The organism is Acinetobacter sp. M5A5_2a (genome assembly GCF_053345265.1).
Genome location: NZ_JBKEZV010000004.1, coordinates 371,072 through 396,365 on the forward strand (window position 1 = coordinate 371,072; position 25,294 = coordinate 396,365).

Annotated in this window: 22 protein-coding genes and 1 tRNA gene; 11 read left to right on the forward strand and 12 right to left on the reverse strand. The window is 37.2% G+C overall.

Features of this window, described 5'->3' with window-relative positions; genetic code table 11:
- Window positions 1–35 precede the first annotated feature (35 nt).
- The 6 genes from ACLBWE_RS08610 to ACLBWE_RS08635 all read left to right on the forward strand — a co-directional run bounded on the left by ACLBWE_RS08610 (window position 36) and on the right by ACLBWE_RS08635 (window position 4,898).
- A complete protein-coding gene (locus ACLBWE_RS08610; RefSeq protein ID WP_005042104.1) occupies window positions 36–371 on the forward strand; it encodes a hypothetical protein in 336 nt (111 codons plus the stop codon).
- 128 nt (window positions 372–499) lie between these two features.
- Window positions 500–2,530, forward strand: a complete 2,031-nt coding sequence (locus tag ACLBWE_RS08615) for an oxidoreductase (RefSeq protein ID WP_447602332.1) — start codon at window positions 500–502, stop codon at window positions 2,528–2,530.
- 86 nt (window positions 2,531–2,616) lie between these two features.
- Window positions 2,617–2,706: transfer RNA gene (locus ACLBWE_RS08620), tRNA-Ser, on the forward strand.
- 101 nt (window positions 2,707–2,807) lie between these two features.
- On the forward strand, window positions 2,808–3,734 hold the full coding sequence (locus ACLBWE_RS08625) for an aminoglycoside phosphotransferase family protein (protein WP_447602334.1): 927 nt from the start codon (window positions 2,808–2,810) through the stop codon (window positions 3,732–3,734).
- 222 nt (window positions 3,735–3,956) lie between these two features.
- Window positions 3,957–4,247: a hypothetical protein gene (locus ACLBWE_RS08630; protein WP_348950351.1), complete on the forward strand. Its 291-nt coding sequence runs from the start codon at window positions 3,957–3,959 to the stop codon at window positions 4,245–4,247.
- A gap of 327 nt (window positions 4,248–4,574) precedes the next feature.
- Window positions 4,575–4,898: a hypothetical protein gene (locus ACLBWE_RS08635; protein WP_447602378.1), complete on the forward strand. Its 324-nt coding sequence runs from the start codon at window positions 4,575–4,577 to the stop codon at window positions 4,896–4,898.
- A 154-nt stretch (window positions 4,899–5,052) separates the two neighbouring features.
- On the opposite strand, the gene ACLBWE_RS08640 is transcribed toward ACLBWE_RS08635, so the two are convergent.
- The 3 genes from ACLBWE_RS08640 to ACLBWE_RS08650 form a co-directional block, all read right to left on the reverse strand.
- Window positions 5,053–6,144 carry a M48 family metallopeptidase gene (locus ACLBWE_RS08640; protein WP_447602337.1) on the reverse strand — a complete coding sequence of 364 codons (1,092 nt, stop codon included), beginning with the start codon at window positions 6,142–6,144 and terminating at the stop codon, window positions 5,053–5,055.
- Between the two features lie 20 nt (window positions 6,145–6,164).
- Window positions 6,165–7,253, reverse strand: coding sequence for a YjgN family protein (locus ACLBWE_RS08645; protein WP_447602339.1), 1,089 nt, complete (start codon window positions 7,251–7,253; stop codon window positions 6,165–6,167).
- 245 nt (window positions 7,254–7,498) lie between these two features.
- On the reverse strand, window positions 7,499–7,810 hold the full coding sequence (locus ACLBWE_RS08650; RefSeq protein WP_447602341.1) for a hypothetical protein: 312 nt from the start codon (window positions 7,808–7,810) through the stop codon (window positions 7,499–7,501).
- 811 nt (window positions 7,811–8,621) lie between these two features.
- Here ACLBWE_RS08650 and ACLBWE_RS08655 point away from each other — a divergent pair.
- Window positions 8,622–9,176 carry a TetR/AcrR family transcriptional regulator gene (locus ACLBWE_RS08655; RefSeq protein WP_447602343.1) on the forward strand — a complete coding sequence of 185 codons (555 nt, stop codon included), beginning with the start codon at window positions 8,622–8,624 and terminating at the stop codon, window positions 9,174–9,176.
- Window positions 9,177–9,287: 111 nt separating this feature from the next.
- On the opposite strand, the gene ACLBWE_RS08660 is transcribed toward ACLBWE_RS08655, so the two are convergent.
- Entirely contained in the window at window positions 9,288–9,758 is a 471-nt protein-coding gene (locus ACLBWE_RS08660) for a hypothetical protein (protein WP_348951567.1), read from the reverse strand.
- Between the two features lie 277 nt (window positions 9,759–10,035).
- Here ACLBWE_RS08660 and ACLBWE_RS08665 point away from each other — a divergent pair, with 277 nt between their 5' ends.
- The 4 genes from ACLBWE_RS08665 to ACLBWE_RS08680 all read left to right on the forward strand — a co-directional run bounded on the left by ACLBWE_RS08665 (window position 10,036) and on the right by ACLBWE_RS08680 (window position 15,961).
- The gene (locus ACLBWE_RS08665; RefSeq protein ID WP_447602346.1) at window positions 10,036–12,663 is read left to right on the forward strand and encodes a type VI secretion system Vgr family protein; all 2,628 of its coding nucleotides are present in this window, start codon (window positions 10,036–10,038) and stop codon (window positions 12,661–12,663) included.
- Window positions 12,664–13,569, forward strand: coding sequence for a DUF4123 domain-containing protein (locus ACLBWE_RS08670; protein ID WP_447602348.1), 906 nt, complete (start codon window positions 12,664–12,666; stop codon window positions 13,567–13,569).
- Between the two features lie 284 nt (window positions 13,570–13,853).
- On the forward strand, window positions 13,854–14,279 hold the full coding sequence (locus ACLBWE_RS08675; protein ID WP_348951573.1) for a hypothetical protein: 426 nt from the start codon (window positions 13,854–13,856) through the stop codon (window positions 14,277–14,279).
- A complete protein-coding gene (locus ACLBWE_RS08680; RefSeq protein ID WP_348951575.1) occupies window positions 14,279–15,961 on the forward strand; it encodes a T6SS phospholipase effector Tle1-like catalytic domain-containing protein in 1,683 nt (560 codons plus the stop codon). Before ACLBWE_RS08675 ends, ACLBWE_RS08680 begins: the two co-directional genes overlap by 1 nt.
- Before the next feature lie 131 nt (window positions 15,962–16,092).
- Here ACLBWE_RS08680 and ACLBWE_RS08685 read toward each other — a convergent pair whose 3' ends face one another.
- The 8 genes from ACLBWE_RS08685 to ACLBWE_RS08720 form a co-directional block, all read right to left on the reverse strand.
- Entirely contained in the window at window positions 16,093–16,452 is a 360-nt protein-coding gene (locus ACLBWE_RS08685) for a hypothetical protein (RefSeq protein WP_348951577.1), read from the reverse strand.
- 379 nt (window positions 16,453–16,831) lie between these two features.
- Complete coding sequence (locus ACLBWE_RS08690; protein WP_447602351.1) at window positions 16,832–18,190, reverse strand: amino acid permease; 1,359 nt, start codon at window positions 18,188–18,190, stop codon at window positions 16,832–16,834.
- A 148-nt stretch (window positions 18,191–18,338) separates the two neighbouring features.
- Complete coding sequence (locus ACLBWE_RS08695; RefSeq protein ID WP_447602353.1) at window positions 18,339–19,784, reverse strand: NAD(P)/FAD-dependent oxidoreductase; 1,446 nt, start codon at window positions 19,782–19,784, stop codon at window positions 18,339–18,341.
- Window positions 19,785–19,802: 18 nt separating this feature from the next.
- On the reverse strand, window positions 19,803–21,134 hold the full coding sequence (locus ACLBWE_RS08700; RefSeq protein ID WP_198496246.1) for an APC family permease: 1,332 nt from the start codon (window positions 21,132–21,134) through the stop codon (window positions 19,803–19,805).
- Between the two features lie 197 nt (window positions 21,135–21,331).
- Window positions 21,332–22,039 carry a cache domain-containing protein gene (locus tag ACLBWE_RS08705; RefSeq protein ID WP_017391632.1) on the reverse strand — a complete coding sequence of 236 codons (708 nt, stop codon included), beginning with the start codon at window positions 22,037–22,039 and terminating at the stop codon, window positions 21,332–21,334.
- A gap of 65 nt (window positions 22,040–22,104) precedes the next feature.
- The gene (locus tag ACLBWE_RS08710; protein WP_151745179.1) at window positions 22,105–22,824 is read right to left on the reverse strand and encodes a FadR/GntR family transcriptional regulator; all 720 of its coding nucleotides are present in this window, start codon (window positions 22,822–22,824) and stop codon (window positions 22,105–22,107) included.
- Between the two features lie 55 nt (window positions 22,825–22,879).
- Entirely contained in the window at window positions 22,880–23,650 is a 771-nt protein-coding gene (locus tag ACLBWE_RS08715) for a nuclear transport factor 2 family protein (RefSeq protein ID WP_447602356.1), read from the reverse strand.
- Between the two features lie 28 nt (window positions 23,651–23,678).
- The gene (locus tag ACLBWE_RS08720) at window positions 23,679–25,109 is read right to left on the reverse strand and encodes a gamma-aminobutyraldehyde dehydrogenase (protein WP_056478623.1); all 1,431 of its coding nucleotides are present in this window, start codon (window positions 25,107–25,109) and stop codon (window positions 23,679–23,681) included.
- Window positions 25,110–25,294 lie beyond the last annotated feature (185 nt).

Here is a 25,294-nt window from a genome sequence, read left to right on the forward strand (position 1 = left end):
GACTTTTAATGACTTAAAAAGAAAATAGGATAAATATGAAGAAAAATTTTGGCTTATCGCGTGCACACTATGTTGTGGCTGCGATCACCGCGCTCGACGTGATTTATATGATTTACCATTATATGGCAATCAGTGGCTCAACCTCTACTTACTTATTCGGTGGAGTTACTGGAAAAGCGGTTGTGATTGGGCTTCATTTATATGCTGCTAAAAGAGTTTTAGATGGCTCAAAAAATTCTAGATATATTTCACTTTTCTTAACGGTATTTTTACTTTTTGCATTCCCAATTGGAACTATTCTTGGTGTGATTATGCTGTGCTTATTATATAAATGGGAAAAAGAGCCAGATTTCCTTAGTGTCATTAAATAAAAGTAATAGGAGTGTTTTTGATGGATTGACCATAAGCTCCAATAAATTTCTTTACTGGGTCATCCAAAAGCGGAAAAAAAGTATTAAAGTACTATGCAACAAGTTGCAAAAAACTATTGGGACGCAGCATGACAAGTTACGCCAATCTATTAAAACCATTACATTTAGGCTTTACCACTATTAAAAACCGTGTGGTGATGGGATCCATGCATACGGGCTTAGAAGACCGTTTCTATAATTACCCTAAACTGGCTGCTTATTTTGAAGAGCGTGCCAAAGGTGGGGTTGGCCTGATTGTGACAGGCGGTATTTCACCGAACCGTCAAGGATGGTTAGCACCTGCTGGCGGAACCATGAACAGTCTATTTGATGTTCCTCAGCACCGTCTGGTAACGCATGCTGTTCATAAACATGGCTCTAAAATCTTAATGCAAATCTTGCATGCGGGCAGATATGGTTATCAACCGTTTGTTGTGTCTTCAACAGCCATTAAATCTCCAATTTCGCCGTTTAAACCACGCCAGCTTTCTGAAAAAAATATTCTCAGTACAATTGAAGATTATGCTCAGTGCGCTGACATTGCCAAAAAAGCAGGCTATGACGGTGTCGAAATTATGGGCTCGGAAGGTTATTTAATTAACCAGTTTTTAAGTAGCCACGTGAACCAGCGTACTGACCGTTGGGGCGGTGACATTGAAAACCGTATGCGTTTTCCGGTCGAGATTGTTAAAGCAATTCGTGCCAAAGTCGGCGAGAAATTTATTATTTGTTTCCGCTTGTCTTTACTCGATTTAGTTCATGACGGTAACACCATGCAAGAAGTCGTGATTGTTGCTAAAGCTTTAGAAAAGGCAGGCGTAACGTTATTAAATACGGGCATTGGCTGGCATGAAGCACGTGTACCAACCATTGTAACGTCTGTACCTCGTGCTGCTTTTGTCGATTACACAGCACATGTAAAACAACATATTTCTATTCCGATTATTGCTTCAAACCGCATTAACATGCCTGAAACTGCCGAAGAAATTTTGGCAACTGGCAAAGCAGATATGGTTCAAATGGCACGTCCATTATTGGCCGATGCTTTTTGGGTAAACAAAACAGCGACTAACCGTGTTGATGAAATTAATACCTGTATTGCTTGTAACCAAGCGTGTTTAGACCATGCTTTTAAAAATAAGCGCGTGTCTTGTTTAGTGAACCCACGTGCAGGCCATGAAACTGAACTGGTCTATTTAAAAACCAAGCAGCCTAAACGTATTGCGGTAGTAGGTGGTGGAGTGGCAGGAATGTCCGCAGCAACCGTTGCGGCGAGCCGTGGTCATGCGGTCACTTTGTTTGAAGCGACTTCAGATGTGGGTGGTCAGTTTAACTTTGCCAAGGTAGTGCCGGGTAAAGAAGAGTTTCACGAAACGATTCGCTACTTTAAAGTCCAACTCGAAAAAACTGGGGTGGATGTACGTTTAAATACTCGCGTGAACCGTGAGCAACTTGAACGTGAAGGTTTTGATGAAGTGATTGTTGCAACTGGTGTAATCCCTCGCGCATTAAAAATTGAAGGTAGCAATGCACCACAAGTTCTTTCTTATGCTCAGGTTTTAAAAGGTGCAGAAGTTGGGCAAAAAGTTGCAGTGATTGGTGCTGGCGGTATTGGTTTTGATGTGTCAGAGTTTTTACTTAAACCTCCAAATCAACCACAGCCTCAACCTTTAGCCGAGTGGCAACGTGAATGGGGCGTAGACCCAGATCCTAACTATATTTCTGAAGGTGGTATGCAACCACCAGTAGTTGAACTTCCCGTTCGCCAGATTTATTTACTGCAACGTAAGACAACACCTCTAGGTATTGGCCTTGGTAAAACTTCAGGTTGGGTACATCGCGCACAGCTTAAAAAGCATGGCGTGCGTATGCTCCGTGGTGTGCAATATAAAGCGGTCACTGATGAAGGGCTTTGGATTGAGCACAATGGCCAAGACCAGCTTTTACGTGTCGATACGATTGTGGTGTGTGCAGGTCAAGAGTCGGTAAAAGACTTGATGCCAAAAGAAGGTGAGTCGACTATAGCGAACTACTACATTATTGGTGGTGCAAAGCTCGCAGCGGAGCTAGATGCAAAGCGTGCGATCAAAGAAGGAGCAGAATTAGCTGCTCGATTGTAATATTTGATGAAACAATACGCACTTGAACACAAAGTGATGATTTTTTTCTTGAATAAAATGAATAAGCTTTGTATTCTTACGCACATGGAAGCGTGGCAGAGCGGTTTAATGCACCGGTCTTGAAAACCGACGAGGGTGTGAGTCCTCCGTGAGTTCGAATCTCACCGCTTCCGCCAAATTAGAAAAGCCCCTGTAAAAGCAGGGGCTTTTTTTATGTGTATGTTTTTTAGTACATAATAAATATAAGTTATGGCTTTTAGATATTTAATAAAACACTATGAGAAATTTAGAAGGTTTGCTAAATAGACTTCACGCGGATAGATTGAAATTAGTTACGCATAGAGATGGGGCTTCTGTATACAAAGGGCAAACTACGCAGGGAGATATCTTTGTAAAAGCATATAAACGTAAAGTAGATAATGATAGATATTGTGAAATATTAAATGAACTTACAGAGTTTTCACTGGTTCCAAAAGTATTAGATAAATTTGATTGGGAAAATTATTCTATTGTTGTAATGAGTGCTTTAGAAGGGCAGCCAGTAAATAACATATTAAAAAATTGCTCAAGAATAGAAAAACTATTATTACTAAAATCCGCAGGATCAACTTTAGGAAGCTTTCACCGAACGATTAATTCTTCGCGGTTACTTGAGATGAGATTTTGGCAGGCGCGAGATAGCGCTTCGAAAATTCCAATTTTATGGAATGAACATTTGGAACTAATGATATCAAAGTGGATGTCACGTCTTGATCCATTAAAGCCAGACTATCAAGAATTTAGTCATGAATTGGGTGAGTTGGTTTTATATTGCAAAGCATTACACGAACCAACCCAGTTTAGCCTTTTACATTGTGACTATATTGGTCGGAACCTTCTTGCAACTAGCTGCAATAAAATCTCTGGTGTTTTAGATTTTGAGGCTGCTCGCATTGGCGATGCAGTTTATGATTTAGCGAAGATGGTTTGGGTCGATATAGATTTCTCTGATTTAGAGTTAAGAAATGCTTTTCTACAAGGTTGGGAAATAACTTATGGGGAAGAAGTTCCTCAAAGAGAGTTTTTATGCTATGTCGGTATTCAATGTCTCGCAGCAATAGCATGGACAGATAAAAATAAGCTTATGGACGGTAATCCTATTTTTAGAGCTTCGGCAATCAGAGCATTAAGAATAGTATTAAATGAGTTACGAACAGGTTTTTAGTAAATTCCTAGTTCTATAGCTACTACTAATTTTTAATTGAAAAAGTTTTATTAGAAATTCTCAAAAATCTTTTTGAAAGGTTATAATCTTAAAACTAAAATTAGAAAAAATGGATCAGTTTTCAGATAATGCAACTAGGGAAATTAAAGCTATTAGTTCGGCGTGAATATGTTTTATAGGTTCAATTATGATAGTGAAAAATAAACTACTTAAGTCTATTTTATGAAAAAATCTGAAATGAACAAAATTTTAATTGAAAGAATTTCATTGGAAAGTCTGAGGAAAATTTTAAATGAAAATAATGCTTATGATTTAGATATTTTTGAAGATGTTAATTCTCTAGTTTTTAAATTTGATAATATTAGAGTAGATGCTGATTTATATGAAGTATTGGTTTATGTTTGTAAGATAGATATTTTATCTGTGGATAATTTGAAAATAGCATATTATAAGACTGTTTTTGATATGGATTATAATATTGTCGATGATTTTTTTGTCTCTCTAATAGATTGATCTGTAAGTGATTTACTCTTATCTTCTCAATTTTATATACTCATTAACTAAAATGAATATTTCAAAACTATAATTTTATATTTTGTAGTTAATTGCGCCCTCATAATGGTCAATATCTTGTCATTGTTTGAAGAATTCTTTCGGGTCAACTATTGCTGCTATATGTATAATTATGGGTAAAATGGCTCCTTATAATATTAACCTCTTTGCATCCCTAACTTGTAAAGTAAAATCGATCTCGGTATACGCTGAATTTAAATTAATAGATATGGATAGTTCATGAATTTAATAAATCACTGTAGTAAGTCATTTCTTGCAATTTTTCTTATGATGAATCTTTCAAATACATATGCAGCAAAGATACAGGCTGTAGATGCTGAAGTACAGGAGAGTGCTTTAGACGTAATGGAAGCTGCGGGAGCAGAAGCTGTAGAGTTAAGTGGGCAAGAGGCTATATGCCATGCTGACGAGGCATGTGATGTTGCATCTGCTGTTTCTGAGAATGAAATGTACGGTGGCATTCAACAGGAATATGTCGTAAAAGGCTGTAAGGTAACGATTTACAATGATGGGCCGGTGAAAATGGTCAATATAAAGACGGATCAACCATGTGATGCTCCACTTCCTAAAGACCATAAATTTTCTAGATAGGCTCTGTGAGCCTATAAATTATTTTGTGGGCCTTTAAAAGAGTTTTAGTACTTAGAAACCCATATAAAAATTTGGATTGAGTTAAGCAGATTTAGATTTCAGCTTAACTTTATATTTCATAGTGTCTTGGGAATGAATCTTCGTTTTCTACTATTTAATCTTTAGCATGTTGTTTTTTCTCAAAATCATGAACCATTCGAATACGCTCTTCAGTTGCAGGATGAGAAGATAAAGTATCAAGAACAGCTGTAGATAGTTTATTAGTTGAAGATTCTTCTTGAGAAGTTGGCGGGTTGGACTGATTTTTTTTATCGATACCTTCTTTTGTTGTATCGCTTAAACGCTGTAAGAAATTTGCGAAGTGCGAGACTTCGATATGTTTCCTATCCATTAGCTGTAAAGCATATAGATCGGCTTCGGACTCAAATTTACGTGAGTAATTTGCACCAATCATAGCAGCCGGTAATGACGTAAATAAGTCTGAACTATCTCCGGTCATTGCAATGTATAATATACTTAGGCCTAAACTAGTTAACCCTTGTTGCAAACTATGGCGATAAACCAAATGGCCTTGTTCATGGGCTAATACGCCTAAGATTTCCTGATTAGTATGTGCCAATTTGATCAGTTCATCTGTGATAATAATCGTATTATTGGGTAGCGCTACAGCATTTGCTCCTAAATGATCGCCTTTACGGAAGACTAATTTGGCTGGTCTGTTTTCAGCAATAATATTCAAATATTGTTTAGTAATTTGGTCTTTTTGAGTTTGTGCTAATTGGCTGGGTGCAGTCCAATTATTTAATACATAATTCTCGGCTTCATCGCCTAGTTTCTTTAAAGTATTCTCAGGTAATTGAAAAGCAAGATAATGGGATGTAGCTGGAACACCCCATTTCACTAGACTGATCGCGAAAGTAATCACAAAAATTACACTAAAAAGAATAAGAGCTGGAGAGCGTTCAAATTTCCAGATCGAATGTTGAACCTTTTTAGTTGTGTAATTAAACCATTCAGGTAATGCGCTATGAAATTCAATCCGTGCATCATCAGATAATTCAATCACTGGGTGTAACTGTCCCAGCGCACCAATCAATTTCATATCAGTATATTGATAATGACGTTGTTGTTCTAATTGCTCACCATACTGAATGAGGACTTCAGATTGAGATTGAGCTGAAATCTGAGCACGGTGAGGTTTAGACACTATGCCATCATAGAAAATGATATCTACTGCTTGGGACATAAATTATTAAACTCAGATTATTATAGAGAGATGTCAATATCAAAAATATCACTGATTTCTTCAGCTAAAGCACTTTGTTCTTGCTGAGCGAGATTCATCATTTGATCTGGATCATCTAATAAAATTAAACTCATCGATTCAATCTGATATTTGTGAATACGAACTGCAGCCCAAGCAGACATTAAACCTATGGTTAAGATTTTTACAATCCAGTTTGAAGCTACAATCCATGCAAAACGCCATTGATTACAGTCTGTTTTAAATTGACTGTTTCCAACTGTAGTATTGTTCCATGTCGTAATAAAAATACGTGCAGCAATTAATGGATAAATAAATAATCCAATAAATGCATATACCATAACTATTCCGAAGACTGCAACGTTCGGTGAGAACCCAGCAATTGTTCCTGCCATAGCAAAGTAAATGATTGAAAAAATAGCAATTATACCAATTGCAATAAAAGCTGGTATATAAACTGCAGCCATATATGCAGACCATTTTGCGTTTAATTTAAAATTTAATTGTCCAGCATATAAGTTGTTTAGATAATATTTTTTATATAGCCAAATAGCTACAGGTGTAAAGATTCCTAATGTGAAAATATATACCAATATACTCAAAAGAAAGACTTTATAAGATTCTTTTATCGTTCCACCAAAATAAAAACGTGCGTTGCCGAACTTACTATTTCTTGCCGTAAAACGCAAAGTAGCGCGAATTAGCCAAGGTACTGCTGTATATAGTGCAACTAGTCCAACCACAGTCGCAATCATTGAATACTGTGATGAAATTGCAAATACGGCGTAAATTCCTAATGCAATTAAACGTCCAATCAAAATCTTGGTTGGAATGCCTGTAAAATCAAAGCGACGTTCAAAAAATTCTGTATTGCCATAGAAATAGCGTAAGCGACGAACTTTAGCCCAAGGTGCGTATAAGCTTAAAGTAATAATAGTCAAAAGAATATTAACGATCCAGATTCCAAAATATTCCGAGGCTTTACCATGAAACTTAAAATGATAAATTCCTGATTGTGAAATTGGTGGTGACGTAATATTTTGATCCTCATTCAAATCTTGAGGAGATGAGGGTAAAGCTTGTTCTTGCATTTTATTCTCTTTATTGAAACTAAATGATCTTGATTGAAAGTAATAGATAATTAGAAAGCTATTGAGAATATTATATATTTTTTATAAATAGAAAGAAATAGAATGAAAAGTCAACAACAATGCCACTCGTGTCCCTCTGCGGCGGAACGGGAGAAAACACCTTTTATTTTATATAAACCCTCTTATTATTTTAGTTGAGAATAATATTGTTTTCGCCAATCAAGATAGTTCAAATCTAAATAATCTTAATTCCCCAATTCTATGGAATAGTATGATCGCAAGGCTATTTCAAAAGCTCCTTCATGGTGTAAAAGCTCTGCAACTTGCTGCATAGTTAATCTACTTAATAAATTATGATAAAACTGATTCACAATTCGATCTGAGTTTTCTTTATCTTCTTTAAATATTGAGCTTAACTGAGATGATATAGTTTCTAGTAAATAAGGAATGTCACATTCAATAATAAAATCACTTTCTAATCTCTTTTCTATTGTTTCTTCTGCAATTGAGTGGATTATGAGTTTTGATATTATTTCTGAAGATTGTGAAAGAATCATTATTTCTCCTTTTTCTTCCAAATTTTCAAGTATTTTACTTACCTTGTTTATATAGTCTTGATCAGTGTTCGTTAGCATTAAATTTTTTAGCCTTAGAGATTATTATTAATATTATAAATTTTCTTCAATTAACATTGTACCCCTATACGAAATACTCGCATAAACCCAAATCGAAAAACCTATAAATCACTAAACTGTTCTTAACTTCTGTGACTTTATAAACCCCAATTTAACAATAAATTTTAATTATTTACCCTTACTTTTTAATGATCTATTTTAATGCAAATGTCGTTTTGTGTGCTTGACTGTAATAGGGTAGAGCACTATCCTTTGCCTGCTGGCCACATTGCCAGCCGGCTTTGACAGGCTGATTCAAACGAGCACTAAAGGTTTTATACTTTTGGTGTGTGCACCCTCGTGCCCCCTCTGCGGCGGAACGGGAGGGGGACACCTTTGGGTGTGCTGGCCTCGTTTGACCAGTCTGTCAACCTTCTTCCGTTCTGCCACCATAATTTTAATTTTTTGGCAGAACTCCCAATAAAAAGGAGTTGGCTTTGCACATTCATTATTTTTTGGCAGCCTTTGCCAAAAGCTATAACGACACAACTTAAACATTTAAAGCAGTTTGAAAGTCACTAGGCTTTTCGGACTTTAAATCTTTATCACTTAAAACTTAATCAACAATAAAACTTGAGATGTGCCAAGCACAGTCTTTATGGGCTTTGCTATGCCTTTTATTTGCTTAAAAAAGAGTGAAGGCATTTTTATCTCATTTATATACAACAAGAATTTATTTTATAACGGTAAAACTATGCCACATTCAGATCTTCCATTTCGTGCTTTAAGTGTGCTTCACACTTCCCGATATCTGTTTAACAACTATGGCTTTCATAATGTCGGGGTCGACCGAATTATTGAGTCAGCAAAAGTTCCCAAAGCCACTTTTTATAATTACTTTCACTCAAAAGAAAGGCTAATTGAAATGAGCCTGACTTTCCAAAAAGATGGTCTTAAACAAGAAGTGCTTTCAATCATTTATGTTCAAAAAGACTTAACTCTGCTTGAAAAGCTTCGCAAAATTTACTTTTTACATGCCGATTTAGACGGACTTTATCATTTGCTTTTTAAAGCTATTTTTGAGATTTCAAAAACACATCCCAAGGCATATCAGGTCGTGATTGACTATCGAAACTGGTTCATTAATGAAATCTATAATTTGCTTTTAACAACCGATGCAAATGCTTCAAAACCTGATGCTCACATGTTCTTGTTTGTGATTGATGGGGCAATGGTTCAGCTTTTAGATCCAAACAAGCCAGATGAAAGAGAAAGGCTTTTAGATTATTTTTTAATGCAGTTTATTTAGTGCAAATGAATAACTTAAATGACACAGCTTATAGATTATTTTGATCAGGCTTTTTGCTTTTTTGAGCCAAACAGATCGTTTGGCTTTTTATTTCCAGAGTTTAACTTCTATTTATTCGGACTCATTTAGGTCACGTTCACGACATGATAGTTCATAGTAGTTACCTTTAGGTAAGGAATTGATTTTAAATCCATAGTAATTACTATCTGACTCGATAGAATTGATATTACATTGATTAGTTTTTGCAAATTGTTGAATCAATTTCAAATGAGCTGTTTGTTTAAAAACAGCTCCCCAACCTTCGCTAACACAACATCCCACATATTCAGACATATATTCATCTGAGATTAGTACAACGTTTTGCCCCATAAATTGGTAAGACTTTTTTAATTTGTATACATCATTATAATCTGCTCTTGAAATATTGGCTTTTTTTGCTATAAAGCCTTGTTGTTTAAGTATTTTGAAATTTAAGAAATCATGATCGCTACTACCAAGTCCTCGATACACTGAACTATTATCTGCTGCAAAAGTATATGAGCTGAGAATGCTAAATAAACTAAAAAATAATATTTTTTTCATTTTAACTTTCAGAAGTTATATTGGATCGTAATTCTTTCATATCTTCTTAGCAGCGTAAAGTAAGTTACTGATTTTGATTGCTTCGCTTCACTAAAATTGGTCGTAAATATTTTTGTTATTAAAATTTAAGTTCAGTTTGTAGATCTATATAAAGCAAATTAGAAGAAGATGAGGATAAGGAAAGATACCAATATAAACAAAATATGGAATACCTTAAATTGAGACAGACAGGTCATTCTGATAAACTTATTCGGTTAATAATAAAGCGTGTTTCATAATGTTGAATAATATCTTTGGTATTTTGGAAAAAATGGGATTTGGCGTTCAGAAACGGGCGATTAGTATCCAGTTTTCAAATGCAGAGCTTAATTCTCAGATTATGTTACAACGTATAGATGGGTATCATGGGATTAATGATGGGCTATCAGCAGAGCTTATTTGCTTATCTATAAATCCATATATTGAATTAAAACAGTTTATTGGATGTCAGGTTGCAGTTGATCAAGTAACAGATGCAGGTCAGCTTTTTAGAACTACGGGTATTGTCACTGGTGCTAGCCAAGGTCAAAGCGATGGTGCTTTTAGTCTATATCGCTTGACTATGCAGGATGCAACGAGCTTATGGCATAAACGACGTAATAGTCGTGTGTTTATGAATAAAAGCGTTTTGGACATTATCGAAGTCATCTTTAAGGAATGGCAGAATAAAAGTCCGTTATTTGCGTCAAGTTTACAGTTAGATACGAGTGGTTTAACTAAAACGTATGATGTACGTCCATTCTCTATGCAGTCGAATGAAAGTGATTATGCATATTTAACTCGAATAATGCGTGAAGAATCGATTAACTGGCTTGTGGATGAGGCGAGTTATCTTGTAGCAAGTAATAGCCAAAGTATTGAAGCACAAAAACTACGTTTAATTGATGATAATGCTCAGTTTCAATCTCTTGAACGTAGAACCATTCGTTACCATCGTTCTAACGCAACTGAACAATATGACAGCATCACTAGTTTTATTGCTCAGCGACAGTTACAACCAACAGCTATTCATGTACAACGTTGGCAAGCTAATAGTCTAAGTCAGGAAGATGCCAGTGGTGCAGTACTTAGTTTACATAAACATAGTTCTCAGCGAGACAATGAAAGCTTAAGTCTAGAACAGGCATGGAATATATCTCCTGCTTGGATAAGCGATCTTAAAGGAGAGGATCAAGCCACCACTTCAAGTAACTCTCAGTTAGAAAAACTGAATATGCATTTAAACCAATATCAGTCATTACAAGCCAAGTATTTTACAGCGCATAGCAGTGTACGGGATACTCAAGTTGGTTATTGGTTCCAATTGCTTGATTACCCAGAGTTAGAAAAAAATCATAGTCAGCATGATAAGGAGTTTTTAATCCTTAATAAGCACTTTTATAATCAAAATAACTTGCCCAAAGATATCCAAGACCAAGTTGAAAAGCTATTGACCTTAAGTCACTGGCAAACCAGTAAAGACAGTGAACAAGAGCGTCAGGCCAATGAATTTGTAGTGGTTCGTAGAAATATTAATGTTGTACCTGAATATGACCCTTTGAAGCATCGTCCTATGGCTCATGTACAACGTGCCAAAGTGGTCAGTGATGGTGAAGAAATTCATGTGGATGAATGGGGACGAATAAAAGTCAGATTCTTATTCACGCGTACCGATGATCATGCTCATGATGGCGGTGCAGGCTCAAATAATAGTGACTCAGATTCGGCATGGGTCGATGTCCTCACTCCGTGGGCTGGTGAAGGCTATGGAGCACGCTTTTTACCGCGTAAAGATGAAATTGTGGTGATTGATTTCTTTGATGGCAACATTGATCGCCCATTTGTAACAGGGCGTATTCACGAAGCGCAGCGTTCGCCAACGAAGTTTGATATTAAAGGACAATTACCGGATACCAAAAAACTGAGTGGTATTCGTTCGAAAGAAGTTGGGGGTATGGGCTATAACCAACTTCGCTTTGACGACACAACTGGCCAGATCAGTGCTCAGCTACATAGTAGTCATGGTGCTACACAGCTTAACTTGGGGAATTTAAGTCATCCTAAGGAAAGTGCGACGAGTGAGGGGCGTGGTGAGGGATTTGAATTAAGAACGGATCGTGCAGGTGCAATCCGAAGTAAAGGATTATATATCTCAACATTTGTTCAGAGTAATGCAACGGATATACATTTAGAGGCAAAAGAAGCAGTTCAAAACTTCACAGAAAGTTTAGAAAGTATGAAAGCTTTATCTGAGTATGCTGTGAAACAGAAAGCAGAAGCTGCTGACATGCTTGAAAATATTAATCAGTATATTAAAACGATCGAATCTCAGTGGTCTGACTTAAAAGCTACCAAAGAAGCTTTAATGTTATTAGCTTCTCCAGATAGTATTTCTTTAGTTTCTGGAAAAGATATACATATTAATGCTTTGAATAGTGTAACAGTTGGCAGTGGGCAATCCATTAATGTGAGCACAGATGAACATTTGATTTTAAATGCTAAGAAAAAAGTAAGTTTGTTTGCGGGGGAGGAAGATTTAAAAATTTATGCAGCAAAAGGGAAATTTGATCTGCAATCGCAAGATAATGTATTAGATGTTTCTGCAAGACTCGATATAAAAATAACATCCTCTGAAGGTAAAGTAGAAATCCATAGTCCAACTGAAATTGTATTTAAAGCAAAAGACAGTGCTCTAAAAATTAATGGTGATGGAGTCACGGTCATTACACCAAATAAGTTTACTGCTAAAGCAGGACAACATCTCTTTACAACAGGTGCAAGTGAAAGCCCAATGCTTCCGATATTTCCAAATAATATTTGTTGGGAATGTCTTGCTCGACGCGCAGCACAACGTGGAGCTTTCATTAATAAAGGAGATGGAATGTAAATGATGATTAATCAAAGTCTCCAGTTTTTATTTAAAACATTTGAAAAATATCCACTTGATCAAGTTGGATTAAATATTTATGCAATAGCTGATGCAGCTCAAGATAAAAAGTTTTTAAAGGTTTTAGAGCATTTACGTCAAAAATGTTTATTAAAAGAAGCTAGTGGTGAAAAGGCTAAAGAGATTTCTCCACATTTAATTCAGCTGCCTAAAAATTTTACGTCACTTGAATGGGAATGGATTGAAAGTAATATCGCTGGCACAACCAAAATGACAATTATTATTACGCCCTTAACTTTTGATTATCTATATAAACATTTAAGAAATTTTTTAGATGTTGAATTTGACGGTGGTCTAGAAATGATGCTGGCATTTTGGGATCCGACTATCTTGGCGACATTGGTTGGGCACAAAGCTGATAATACTTTATATGTACAAGGCCCTGTATTTACCCCCCGGCAAATTGAAGCTTTACTTAAACCTATTCAAAGCTGGTGGTATTGGGATCGCTTAAGTAATCTGCAAGGAATATTTGGATTAAATGAGCGAGTTGAAGTGCTGCCATCCATCGAAAAGCCTTTACATTTTACGGTGGAGCAAGAAGAAATGATGGTAGAGGCAACTTTTCCTGACAATCTAATTTATTACCTCAAACTCAATAACTCATTTTTGGTTGATAAAATTGATGATGAGTCATTATATGAATTTGTAATTGAAAGCATCCCTGAAGCAAGAGATCACTGTTTATCTGGTACTCGCGATATTTTAAATTTTATCTGCCTAAAATTGATGTATGGAGTCCACTTTGAGTCGGACCATAACTTACAGCATTTATTAAATAATCTGAAAGATAAAAAGCTAACAATGGATCAGATTATGAATAGCTTAATGTCTGACGCTGGATAATTAATTTTTTAATCATGGCTAATATACTTTTATTGAAATAAATTAATAAGAGTTCTAAATGGAGAGAAATAATGAAATATAGAATACTATTTATTTTACTTGCTATACCAGTAATTTTAACTGGTTGTAATTGGATGTATGGGCAAATTTAAGTGGTGGTAGGGAGTTCAATGGTATGAATATTTATCTGCATATTTATATCCTAATGATACAGTAGAAATTACTACATCTAACAATTGACCAAGTCCAGCTGTAAAAGGTCTAAGATAGCAAGAAGAAATACTATGATTCTCAAAAAATTATTACTCCTACCAATAAGTTTAGTGTTTAGTGCAGCAGGTTGTGCAGGTATTGGGCCAAATGCAACATATTATATGGGGACAACATCTGTTAATTATAATCCGTCATATAATACTTATGATGTGAAGCTAAATAATCATATTATTGGTGGAGCACTAGGTTCAATGAATACTTCGCCAGTGATACTAGGTTTACAGAATGTAACTTGGAAAGATGCTAAAACTGGTGAATTACATACAGCGAAAAATCAAGTTTTTTTAAAAAAGAATGACGTTAAGGATATGAAATATCTTGTTGTCCATCTATACCCAGATGACACTATTGAAATAGTTACATCTCTTAATTGGCCAAATCCAACTGAAAAGGGTTTAAGGTGGCAAGACAGAATAAGAAAGAATGGGGCTAAATAATGTTTAAAAAAACAATTATCAAACGAACTATAGAAACTAATAGTGATGTTCCAAACACCTCACCTGAGGCAAAACAAGATTGTTCAGATGTGGTTCATATTTCTGTCTTTTTTGATGGTACAGGTAATAATAAAGATGCAGATGAAGAACTAAAGAAATGGTCAAATCCTGCAAGGTTATGGAAAACCGCTGATCAATATGCTCAAGAAAGTGAAAGTAATGGGATTAGAACAAATTACTCAATATATGTATCAGGGGTAGGGACACGTTTTAATGGAGAATTAAATATCTTCCAACGAGCACTTGCTATGATCCAAGATCATGGTGGTTTTGGACTTGGTGTTGGATCGGGTGGTACACGACGACTCGATTATGGAGAAGATCAACTCAATGATGCTTTAAAACAAGTCATGATTATGAATGCCAAAAAAGCAGAAATAGATACGAGTAAATATGCTAGCGAAAAAAAAGTTTATAGTTTTGCTGAAGTAGAGAAAAGTTTAAGTCAACATCGTCTCATCAAAAAAATTAATATTTCTACTTTTGGCTTTTCACGTGGCGCTGCCTTAGCACGTGCTTTTACCAATCAGTTTATGTGGCAGTGTGAATCTGATTGCAATGGTTTAACTTATGGTGCTGGAAAATATCCTATAGAGTTTAAATTCATGGGAATCTTCGATACAGTTGCCTCTTTTGGTTTACCTGCGACTAACTTAAATAATAATTTAACTTTTGAAGGCCGTGATATGGTCATTGATGAACGAGTCAAAATGTGTGTTCATCATATTGCGGGAAATGAACAGCGTTTCGCCTTTCCAGTTGATTTAATTCATAAAGAAAATGGTGAAATTGCGAACTCTAACTGGAAAGAAATTGTTTATCCGGGTATGCATTCAGATGTGGGGGGAGGTTATGCTCCTGGAAGCCAAAATGTAAATGATAACTATGCTCGCATTCCACTTAAGGATATGTTGGAGGAAGCTGTCAATGCGGGTGTTCGTATGTTTGACTATAATCAATTAAAAGAAAAATATGGGGCTTTATTTGCTGATCAGTTTGAAATTCAAGATAAAACCCTACATTTATATAATGCTGTGAAAGCAGAAATGCAATCTAGCGGAAAAATTCAAGATCAAATTATTGCCACCATGAAAGTCTACTATGCGGCTTATGGAGCTTTAGCTGAAAAGAAAATTGTCTCTGTAAGTCAGCAAGCGCGTAATGACAATAAAATTCGTGAATATATTCCGATTGGCCCGTCAGATATGGCAACTGAGATTAGTCGTTTGGAAAAACTACAGAAACTCACTGCTTCAAATACAACAGGGGGAATGAATATCTTTAGATTATTATCGCCTGTTTCGAAAGCTTATGAGTTTTACTTGGGTATTGATGATTGGGAGTTTGCAAGCTGGAGAAAAGGAGCAAGCCCAGAAATTATGGACTTTTATCAGAATTATATACATGACTCCAAATATGGTTTTATTAGCAACGCGGAACCATTTAGTTACTTCCGACAGAGAACAGTTTATGAATCTCGTCGTAGTGGAAAAGGTGAAGATGTAGATAAAAAAGTTGCTGAAGATAAAGCTGTATGCAGTGTAGGTAGTCAAGAGGTTAAGCAAGAACAGCTTTTTGATGAATACCAACAAGTCCAGCAGGGCTTAAAAGCAGCTAGTTAGGTCGATAAGAGTCAGATAACAGTCTAAAAACTTTCTCATCCTTGAAAAAATTAAGACTTATATTTGTAGAATCCTGTGGTATTTATGATAGCAGGAGAGCTAGAGCAACTAGTTCTCCTACTTAATTCATTTTACTTCTTTTGTTTAAAACGGTATTTACATTTTAGGCAGCGGTAATCCTGAAAAATGTTCTTATCGATCATCACACCCGCTTTTTTACCAAAAATATTACCCACCACACCGCCAGTGATTCCTGCACTAATTGCACCGACAAAAGTTCCTACAGTTCCGCCAACAATCACACCTAAAGGACCAGCAATCGTACCAATAGCTGCACCAACAGTAGCGCCAGTTGCTGCACCACCTACAGTGCCTGCCGTTGTGCCAGCAGCTGTCAGTAAAACACCGCCAGTTGTTCTAAGTAATTTGTCATGGTCACGTGCTTCAACTTCTGTAGAACCACACTTAGGACATTGCAGAGCTTTTTCCATAAAATTTCCTGTCTTTCATCATTGAGTGACACAGTTGACGGCGCTAAATCAGTAAAGTGGGTAAAAAACCTGTCTTTCGATGAAGTGTCTTTTGCCTATTGAGTGATTGCAACAATAAACTGGTCTGCTTTGATTTTAGCTGAACATTAGCGCAAATATTTATAGATCATGTAAACACTTGTACTTTAATAATTATCCCATTAAATACCAATGTTTAGAATGACTAAGGGTTACATATCAATGTGTCTAGTAGAGAGTTATTCAACAATGATGAATAGAATGTGAATGGTTTTTTGAATAGATTTTCTGAAGTTGCTTAGAGGGACGAGCTGTTAAATGATAAAAGGCTTATCCTGTTTGAATAAGCCTTCTTTGAATATTAGAGTGCTTTTTTCCAACTCAGAAATTTATATAGCCCAAACATGAAAGTGATCCAGATCGGAAGTAAAATCACCGATTTTTCAAATCCTTGAGTCCACATAATATATAAAATCATGCCAATGAAAATTAAAACAATATAGTTACTCAAAGGCGAGAATAGCGCAGGAAATTTGACAGCTTTACCTTCAAGTTTCATCGCACGTTTAAACTTCAAATGGGTAAAGCTAATAACTGCCCAGTTTAAAACCAGTGCAGCTACTGCCATGTACATGAGATAGCTTAGCGCTTCTTCTGGTACGAAATAGTTAAGTAATACACAACCAAAAATCAGAATAGAAGAGAAGATAACAGCAGCTTTAGGAACACCTTGTTTGCTCACTTGTGCAAAAACTTTCGGAGCATGGCCCTGTACTGCAAGTCCATATAACATACGGCTGTTGGCATACATGCCGCTGTTATAAACCGACAGTGCAGCAGTCAAAATAATAAAGTTGAGTAAATGTGCAGCCCAACCAATGCCAAGCTGGCTAAAAATCATGACAAATGGGCTTTTATCTAAACCACCGAGGTCAAGCTGATTCCACGGAATAAGTGACATAATGATAGCAAGCGAAGCCACATAAAAAATCAAGATTCGAAAGATGACTTGGTTGATGGCTTGTGGAATACTTTTTTCAGGATTTTCAGCTTCGGCGGCAGTCATCCCAATCAGTTCAATGCCGCCAAAGGCGAACATTAAAAAGGCGAGCATATAAAATAAGCCCGAGAACCCATGTGGGAAAAATCCACCATGCTGCCATAAGTTTGAAAAGCTAGCTAATGAGTCGCTACCCGCTGTAAGCAATAAATATAGACCAAACACAATCATCGAAATGACAGCAGCGACTTTAATAATGGCTAACCAAAATTCAGATTCACCATAAAATTTAACATTGCCCAAGTTTAAACATGTGACTAGAACAAAGAAAAATAAGGCTGATATCCAAGCAGGAATATGGGGCCACCAGTAATGCACATATTTAGCGACCGCTGTTAGTTCTGTCATTGCAACGAGAATATAGACAACCCAATAGTTCCAGCCCGATAAAAAACCTGGGAATCTTCCCCAATACTTTTGTGCAAAGTAACTAAAAGAGCCGACTACAGGTTCTTCTACGATCATTTCACCCATTTGGCGCATAATTAGAAATGCGACCAAACCAACGATGGCATAACCTAAAATAATAGAAGGACCAGCGGACTGGATGACTTGTGCAGAACCTAAAAATAAACCTGTCCCGACAGCACCACCCATAGCGATTAACTGGATGTGACGATTTTTAAGTCCACGTTTTAATTGGGAAGATGAGTTGCTCAAAATATATGCGCTGAATTATAAATCTGGCGCTATTGTAATAGATTGGTTAGGGATAACCTAGTTTGAAAAGGATTTTACTCAGTTAAATAAAAAAGGATCCGTACAAAGCTATACGAATCCTTTTTCTGAAAATTAGTGGTTCTATAAATTAGAAAGACACCATTTTGCCGGGGTTCAGCATTGCGCCGATGCCATACATGCTTTTTGCGAGTGGAATGACAACGGGTGCAAGTGTGCGGCCAAACATAATATTTTGGTGGTCGATTTTAGATAACATTTCAAAGTCATTAGATTGCCCAACAAAATCACTTGCGATGGCTTTACCAATACGAACAGTCTGCGCCACACCATGACCGCTCCAGCCGTGAACAGCATAAATTGGGAATTTATTGCCAAACTTACGGCTATCAACTGCACCATTTACCGTTAAATCAGTCGTTCCACTCCAGACAAAATCCATCTCTAGATTTTTAATTTGAGGGAACACGGTATGAATTCGATGTTCTAGATAATTTAAAGTTTTCTCTGGTCCCCAACATGTTCCTGTGCCTTGACCACCAAACAATAAGCGGTTGTTAAACACAGGGCGGTAGTAATCAATCTGGAACTGAGTGTCATAGACTGGATGCTCAAATGGCAAAAGCTCTTTTGTATCAAGCTCTAGTGGGGCAGTCGTCGCAACATAAGTGTAAAAAGGAATAGTCGTATTGTTTTGTTCTGATAAAAGTTTAAACGAAGCATGGTGAACTGCCAAAACTACAGACTTTTTAGCTTTCACGACAGCATTTGCTGTTTGAACATAAATACCATCTGCTTTTTCTTCTATTGAAATAACTTCTGTTTGTTCATAAACAGTACCGCCATTTTGGCAAAAGCCATAAATTAAGCCACGGTTTAAAGCTAAAGGATGAATTTGTCCCCCCAACTCATCAATTAAACCGCCCGTATAGTAGTCAGACTTAATATAGTCCATGAGTTCGTGTTTACCTACAATGCGGGTATGGTCTTCACCTAAATATTTTCGTGCATCGGCGCCTTGGGTCAGACCCACTAAATGTCCTTCATGAACAGCAGCAGTAATATGACCATATTTTCGGTCAAAGTTGAGTTGGTATTTTTCTGAGATGTCATCAATGAGTTGCATGGCTTCCGTAGAGGTAAAATGCCACAGTTTTTTTGCATCTTCATAACCTAAGCGATCGGCCATTTCTTGAGCTTCCCAGCGTGCCAAACCAGGGGTAAGTTGTCCGCCATTTCTACCAGAAGCTGCACTACCAATACAATTTTTTTCTAATAAAACGGTATCTACGCCTTGTTCAGCTAAATGTAAGGCTGTCGATGAACCTAATAAACCGCCACCAATAACAACCACATCACATTCTAAATCGGCCTTTAAACTGTCAAATGTATGCCAGTCAGAAAGTGAGCTTTCATAGTAGTTCGCTGGATTATCTACGGATGTGCCTTCTACGGTTGTTGTGTCAAATTTTGCATGTTTCGGATTTAACCAGCTCCACTCTTTGCCCACTTGTAGAGATTTACTTGGTTTATATTCCACGTCTTTTAAAAATTGGGGTTTAGAAATAATATTCATGATGAAGTTCCTTAAAAATTAATAAGCATTACTAATTGCAATGCTTTGTTTTTTAATCGTTTTATAGATAAATAAAAGAATGCCTAAAGATAACCAGAAACATCCGAAAGTCAGTGAAGATGAGTCAAGGTTAAGCCAGAGGCAAATAATGCTAATGACAGATATAAGCGGTAAAAATAGGTTTAGAAATTTATTTTTAAACCCTGAGCGCTGTTTATCTTTAATATAAAATTTCATAAAAACTGAGAAGTTTACGGCTGTAAAAGCGACTAGAGCACCAAAGCTAATCAGGCTTACGACTTGTGCTAAATCTAGAAAAACCGCGGACATCGAAATAAGACCAACAAATAAAACCGAGAAAAATGGTGTACCTAAGGAGATATGAATTGTCCCAAAATACTTTTTAGGAAAAATATTGTCAGTGCCCATTATATACAGTAAACGTGAAGCACTGGCATGTGAGGCTAGGCCAGAGGCAACAGTGTTCATAATTTGCCCGCATAAGAATATGGACTGGAAAAAAGCCCCGCCGACATAAAGCACAATTTCAGGAAGCGCTTCAGTAGGATGCTGAAAGCGAAGATTGTTTGGAAAATAAAGCTGAATAAACCAAGCGGCAGTAAAGAAAATAAGCCCGCCAGCAAGTGTTGTTAACATGACTGCTCGTGGAATATTTTTGGTGGGTTGTTTGGTTTCATTTGAAAGCGTAGTAACCGCATCAAAACCTAAAAATGAAAAGCACAAAACTGAGGCGCCCGCCACGAGCGGTAGTAAAGATTGGTGCTCATGCCAGAGGGGAGCCAAGGTAAGCACATGCTCATAACCTTGAGTTGAGCCAATACCCTGAATCACTAAATAGACAAAGATAACCATGAGTATGATGGGGGCAAAAACAAACAATAGACTTAAATTGGCAAGTAACCGGATGCGGAAACAATTCACTAAGGTGACAAGACTCGCCGATACAAGCACCCAAAACCAGTAAGGCAGACTTGGAATGAGGGCAGTGAGATAAATTGCGGCAAGCAAAACATTAATGAGTGGTAATAACAGATAGTCGAGTAGGGAGCACCAACCGACAAAAAATCCACTTTTAGGACCTAGGCTTTCAGCAGTATAGCTATATGCCGAGCCTGATTTTTCTGAAGTTTTACTGAATCTTGCATAGCTCCAAGCGGTGAGTAACATGGCACCAAGTGCGAGTAAATATGCAAGTGGCACGTGACCATTGGTAATTCCAGAGACAATGCCGAAAGTATCAAACACTGTCATTGGCGTCATGTAGGCAATACCAATAATCGTGACTTGCCAAAGAGACAGTTTTTTTAAGGAAGACGTTTTATTTTCCATGTCATTTCAACCTCAAATTTCGTTGTTTTGCTTTTCATCCGGAAAAGCGATGCTATTTTTGAGCCAAAACTTCCCCAAGACCTGAATGAGCAAGTCTGTTTGAAGAAAGTTTGAACAAAAGCCAGAGGCTTCAGGTGCTGTTTCGCTTTGGTGATGCTCTAAAGCAAGGTCAAATATTTAGTATTTTTGACTTTGCTCTAGATAACGACCAATTGAAAAGATTGACACGGTCGTGAGAGAACTTGCTCGGGGCTTTGTCCTCTAAATAATGTGCCTGTCCTGATGGTGACGTCATTTGACGTAATGACTCGAGAAGAATCGTTGATCACGATTGCTTTTTGTTTAATGTTCTTAAGCTTCGGCATGAGAAGTTTTTCGAGTGCAGAAACTAAAATGTCGGTGGCAATCACACCGATAAATTGATCACGAATCATGACTGGATGGGCAAGGGTGATGGTGTATGCACCATTACAAATATAATCGACATAAGGTCCATGGATGCATGGACTTTTATTTTGAGCAGGTTTATGGAACCACTCAAAAGAGCGAAAATCTAAAAATCGCTGAGCATTTTGATAGTTTTCAAGTTTGGCTTGTTGTAACTGATCTTCTTTTTTATACCACCATTCGAGTGTCCAATAATCTTGTTCTTCTTGCGTCGCAGGGCTATAACTTGCAAAGCCGATACCTTGACTGTAATGGCTTTCCTGTAATGCCTTTTTAATTTCTTTTTGCAAAGCTGAACGTTCTGAACCTGAAAGCTTAACGTCTTTTGTTTTTTCAGGTTCATGTTTTGACAGAATTTTGCTCGCTTTAGCCGCCAGTTTTTCTGTAATGGCTGTCGTTTCTTCAACCACCGTCTTTAACAAATTTTGAAGCTCTTCTATATCTAAATGTTGGGTCATTCCTATAACTCCTAAAATTCCGTATTTCTCACTCGATATTTGATAAGCGCTCTGTTTTATTGTTTTTATTCGATAGATAACTTATATCGAAGCATTTGGTCTGTTAGCATCGAAATAATTTTTCGTGCTTGAATAACAGCATCATCTTCATTGCCTTGAACAAAAGATGATAAAAGTTGGTGGTATTGCGCGACGACCAATTGATGAAAATGATCATCTTGGTAAAGCACTGCGATGAGCGGAGCCCATTCGGCTTGTATAGTTAACTCTTGATTTGCCAGTCGAGCTGATTGGGCAAAAGAGGTGAGAGTGAGCAAGCAGCGTAAATCAAGCTGGGCACGAGTGTCTGCTTCAACGGCTTGTTCAAATTGCTCAATCAATTCTTTGATTTTGCTCAGTTCATATTCAGTGGTTCTTTGTGCAGCCAAATAGGCACCATGGCTTAAAATTGCACTATGAAATTCACCTAGATCAGCAAGATATTCATTTGAAGCCTGACGCAAAGGATGTTTGTTTAAGAGTAAATCGGAAGGTAACTCACAAACAAAACTTCCACCATTTCGTCCGCGTCGTGTATCAATCAGACCTTTTACCCGTAAAGTATTTAACGCTTCACGAACGGTAATCGGTGACACTCCCATTAAGCGAGCTAAATCCGCCTCGTTAGGAAGTTGTTCATTGCTTTTGAGCAATCCAGAGATAATTGCATTTTCCAAGCGTTCAACAACTTGTTCCGAGCGAGTTGCCTGAGCGATAGGTGCAAAAATTATCGTATATGCTGACATGGCGAATTCTCTAAAAGCTAAGTCAGTGACTTAGCTTAATGAAACGGATAAATGATTAAAACACGCCATATTGATGGACTGCCTGTTCATCTTCAGGCACAGCTGGTATTGCATCCCAAAGTTCAACAATTTTGCCATTATCTACACGCCACAATTCAAAATAAGCATGTCGATTTCCAGCAATATTTCCTTCAGAATGTGTCAATACAAATTGACCATCAACAATGGAGCGATGAGTTTTGGAGTATACCAAACCTTGCCCTTCATTACGGATATTGTTCAAAAAATCAATCACTGCCTTGACGCCATCCCCAATATCTGGGCTATGCTGAATGAACTGATCGCCGTGGGTGTATTCTTTAAATGCTTCGTAATTGCCATCAATTAATGACTTCTTAAAGAAAGAGGTCACAATCTCACGATTTTCCTCTGGGTCATGGTGAGTTACGATTTCGGTCGGACCATCTAATTGTGTTCTGCCACTTACATTCGGAGCTGCTTCTGCTACCAGACCATCCCAATGTTCTACAATTTTTCCATCTTTAACGCGGTAGATATCAAAGCCAACTAACGGGTTTTCATCTAATCCCTGAAAGCGCCCATGAATCGCAACCAAGTCGCCATCTGCCAATACACGTACAGCTTCATGTTGCATGTCGGGGCAGTCTTCTACCAGTTGACGCAATCCTGAAATACCGTTGGCAACCAGTGGAGAGTGCTCAATAAAGTCTTTAGAAAAATAACGGTCTAGAGCAGTGGTGTCATGTAAATTAAATAACTCGTGGTGCGCCTTACTCACAAAGTCTTTCATTTCTTGTTTATTCATTTTGATCTCCTTTCAAATCTGATTTTTATTATTCATTTGAACTCATTACATGTTTAACGCGGGTATATTCTTCAAAGCCATAGCCTGATAAATCTTTACCATAACCTGATTTTTTGAAGCCGCCGTGTGGCATTTCTGCGGTTAGAGGAATATGGGTGTTAATCCAAACGGTTCCGAAATCAAGTTCACGAGACAGGCGAGTTGCGCGTGCATGATCTTTGGTCCAAACACTTGAAGCTAGGCCATATTCAATGTCGTTGGCTTTTTCAATGGCATCATTTTCATCTGTAAATTTTTGAACAGTAATCACTGGCCCAAAAATTTCATTTTGAATTGCTTCATCGTGTTGTTTTAAACCACTAATCACAGTTGGTTCAAAATAGAAGCCTGGACGATCGGCTTGCTTGCCACCCGTTTCAACTTTGGCGTGAGCAGGTAAGTTATCAATAAAGGTTTTAACATTCTTTAATTGATTAGCGTTGTTGAGTGGACCATAAAGTGCATCTTGATCATCTGGTTCACCAAAGCGTGTATTTTTTGCGGCTTCAATTAATTTACCTAAAAATTCATCATGAACTGCTTCAGCAACAATCACGCGTGTTGCAGCAGTACAGTCTTGTCCTGCGTTGAAGTAACCCGTTAAAGCAATCATTTCAACAGCTTTATCGATGTCGGCATCTTCAAAAACGACGACAGGTGCTTTTCCACCAAGCTCAAGGTGGGCTTTGGCTAAATTTGCTGCCGCAGAAGCTGCAACTTGTAAGCCTGCACGAACCGAACCTGTAATAGAAACGAGCGCAGGTGTTTTATGTGATACAACTTTTGAACCCACTTGAGCTTGGCCTAACACCACGTTAAATGCACCTTTAGGAAAAAATGGTGCAGCAATTTCTGCAAGCAAAAGTGTACTTTCTGGTGTTGTGTCACTTGGTTTAAGTACCACAGTGTTACCAGCTGCTAAAGCAGGAGCAATTTTCCAAACAGCCATCATGAGTGGATAGTTCCAAGGTGTAACTTGGCCAACTACACCGACTGGTTCGCGGCGAATAGAAGAGGTTAAACCTTCTAAATATTCACCTGAAGCTGTGCCATTCAGTAAGCGGGCAGCACCTGCAAAGAAACGAACCTGATCTGCCGATGCACCCACTTCTTCAGATGCAATTAAGTGCTTTAACTGACCCGTATTACGGCTTTGAGCCTCAATTAAACGTTCAGCATTTGCTTCAATAGCATCTGCTAAATTAAGCAATGCTTTTTGACGGGTCGAAGGTGTACTGCGTCCCCAAATTTTAAAAGCTTCTTTTGCAGCAGCGTAAGCAGCATCAACTTCTGCCTCGGTTGCATTAGGCGATTGACCATAAACTTCGCCAGTCACCGGACTTACCAAGTCGAAATAATCATTTCCTTTGCTAGCAACATATTCGCCGTTAATAAAGTGTTTTAGTTGAGTTTTAGCCATTTTTTATACCTTGTCCTTAGGTTTTAACATATAACATATAATACTATATGTATTATGTTTTAAATTTTCTGTCAAATGCTTTGACGGGGGGAGAGAGCGAAAAAGGTTTGAATTTGAATCAAATTAGATTTTAAGTTTTTGATTTGATTGTTTAAAAAAAGTTAAAAATTTATTGAAGATTTTTA

Excerpts from the sequence above, each read along its gene's own strand:
- ACLBWE_RS08660 (WP_348951567.1), bottom strand. The coding sequence starts at position 9,758 with ATGAAAAAAATATTATTTTTTAGTTTATTTAGCATTCTCAGCTCATAT.
- ACLBWE_RS08700 (WP_198496246.1), bottom strand. The coding sequence starts at position 21,134 with ATGGAAAATAAAACGTCTTCCTTAAAAAAACTGTCTCTTTGGCAAGTC.
- ACLBWE_RS08670 (WP_447602348.1), top strand. The coding sequence starts at position 12,664 with ATGATGATTAATCAAAGTCTCCAGTTTTTATTTAAAACATTTGAAAAA.
- ACLBWE_RS08650 (WP_447602341.1), bottom strand. The coding sequence starts at position 7,810 with ATGATTCTTTCACAATCTTCAGAAATAATATCAAAACTCATAATCCAC.
- ACLBWE_RS08615 (WP_447602332.1), top strand. The coding sequence starts at position 500 with ATGACAAGTTACGCCAATCTATTAAAACCATTACATTTAGGCTTTACC.
- ACLBWE_RS08675 (WP_348951573.1), top strand. The coding sequence starts at position 13,854 with ATGATTCTCAAAAAATTATTACTCCTACCAATAAGTTTAGTGTTTAGT.
- ACLBWE_RS08625 (WP_447602334.1), top strand. The coding sequence starts at position 2,808 with ATGAGAAATTTAGAAGGTTTGCTAAATAGACTTCACGCGGATAGATTG.
- ACLBWE_RS08610 (WP_005042104.1), top strand. The coding sequence starts at position 36 with ATGAAGAAAAATTTTGGCTTATCGCGTGCACACTATGTTGTGGCTGCG.
- ACLBWE_RS08655 (WP_447602343.1), top strand. The coding sequence starts at position 8,622 with ATGCCACATTCAGATCTTCCATTTCGTGCTTTAAGTGTGCTTCACACT.
- ACLBWE_RS08680 (WP_348951575.1), top strand. The coding sequence starts at position 14,279 with ATGTTTAAAAAAACAATTATCAAACGAACTATAGAAACTAATAGTGAT.
- ACLBWE_RS08635 (WP_447602378.1), top strand. The coding sequence starts at position 4,575 with ATGATGAATCTTTCAAATACATATGCAGCAAAGATACAGGCTGTAGAT.
- ACLBWE_RS08705 (WP_017391632.1), bottom strand. The coding sequence starts at position 22,039 with ATGACCCAACATTTAGATATAGAAGAGCTTCAAAATTTGTTAAAGACG.
- ACLBWE_RS08715 (WP_447602356.1), bottom strand. The coding sequence starts at position 23,650 with ATGAATAAACAAGAAATGAAAGACTTTGTGAGTAAGGCGCACCACGAG.
- ACLBWE_RS08710 (WP_151745179.1), bottom strand. The coding sequence starts at position 22,824 with ATGTCAGCATATACGATAATTTTTGCACCTATCGCTCAGGCAACTCGC.
- ACLBWE_RS08665 (WP_447602346.1), top strand. The coding sequence starts at position 10,036 with ATGTTGAATAATATCTTTGGTATTTTGGAAAAAATGGGATTTGGCGTT.
- ACLBWE_RS08720 (WP_056478623.1), bottom strand. The coding sequence starts at position 25,109 with ATGGCTAAAACTCAACTAAAACACTTTATTAACGGCGAATATGTTGCT.
- ACLBWE_RS08695 (WP_447602353.1), bottom strand. The coding sequence starts at position 19,784 with ATGAATATTATTTCTAAACCCCAATTTTTAAAAGACGTGGAATATAAA.
- ACLBWE_RS08685 (WP_348951577.1), bottom strand. The coding sequence starts at position 16,452 with ATGGAAAAAGCTCTGCAATGTCCTAAGTGTGGTTCTACAGAAGTTGAA.
- ACLBWE_RS08640 (WP_447602337.1), bottom strand. The coding sequence starts at position 6,144 with ATGTCCCAAGCAGTAGATATCATTTTCTATGATGGCATAGTGTCTAAA.
- ACLBWE_RS08630 (WP_348950351.1), top strand. The coding sequence starts at position 3,957 with ATGAAAAAATCTGAAATGAACAAAATTTTAATTGAAAGAATTTCATTG.
- ACLBWE_RS08645 (WP_447602339.1), bottom strand. The coding sequence starts at position 7,253 with ATGCAAGAACAAGCTTTACCCTCATCTCCTCAAGATTTGAATGAGGAT.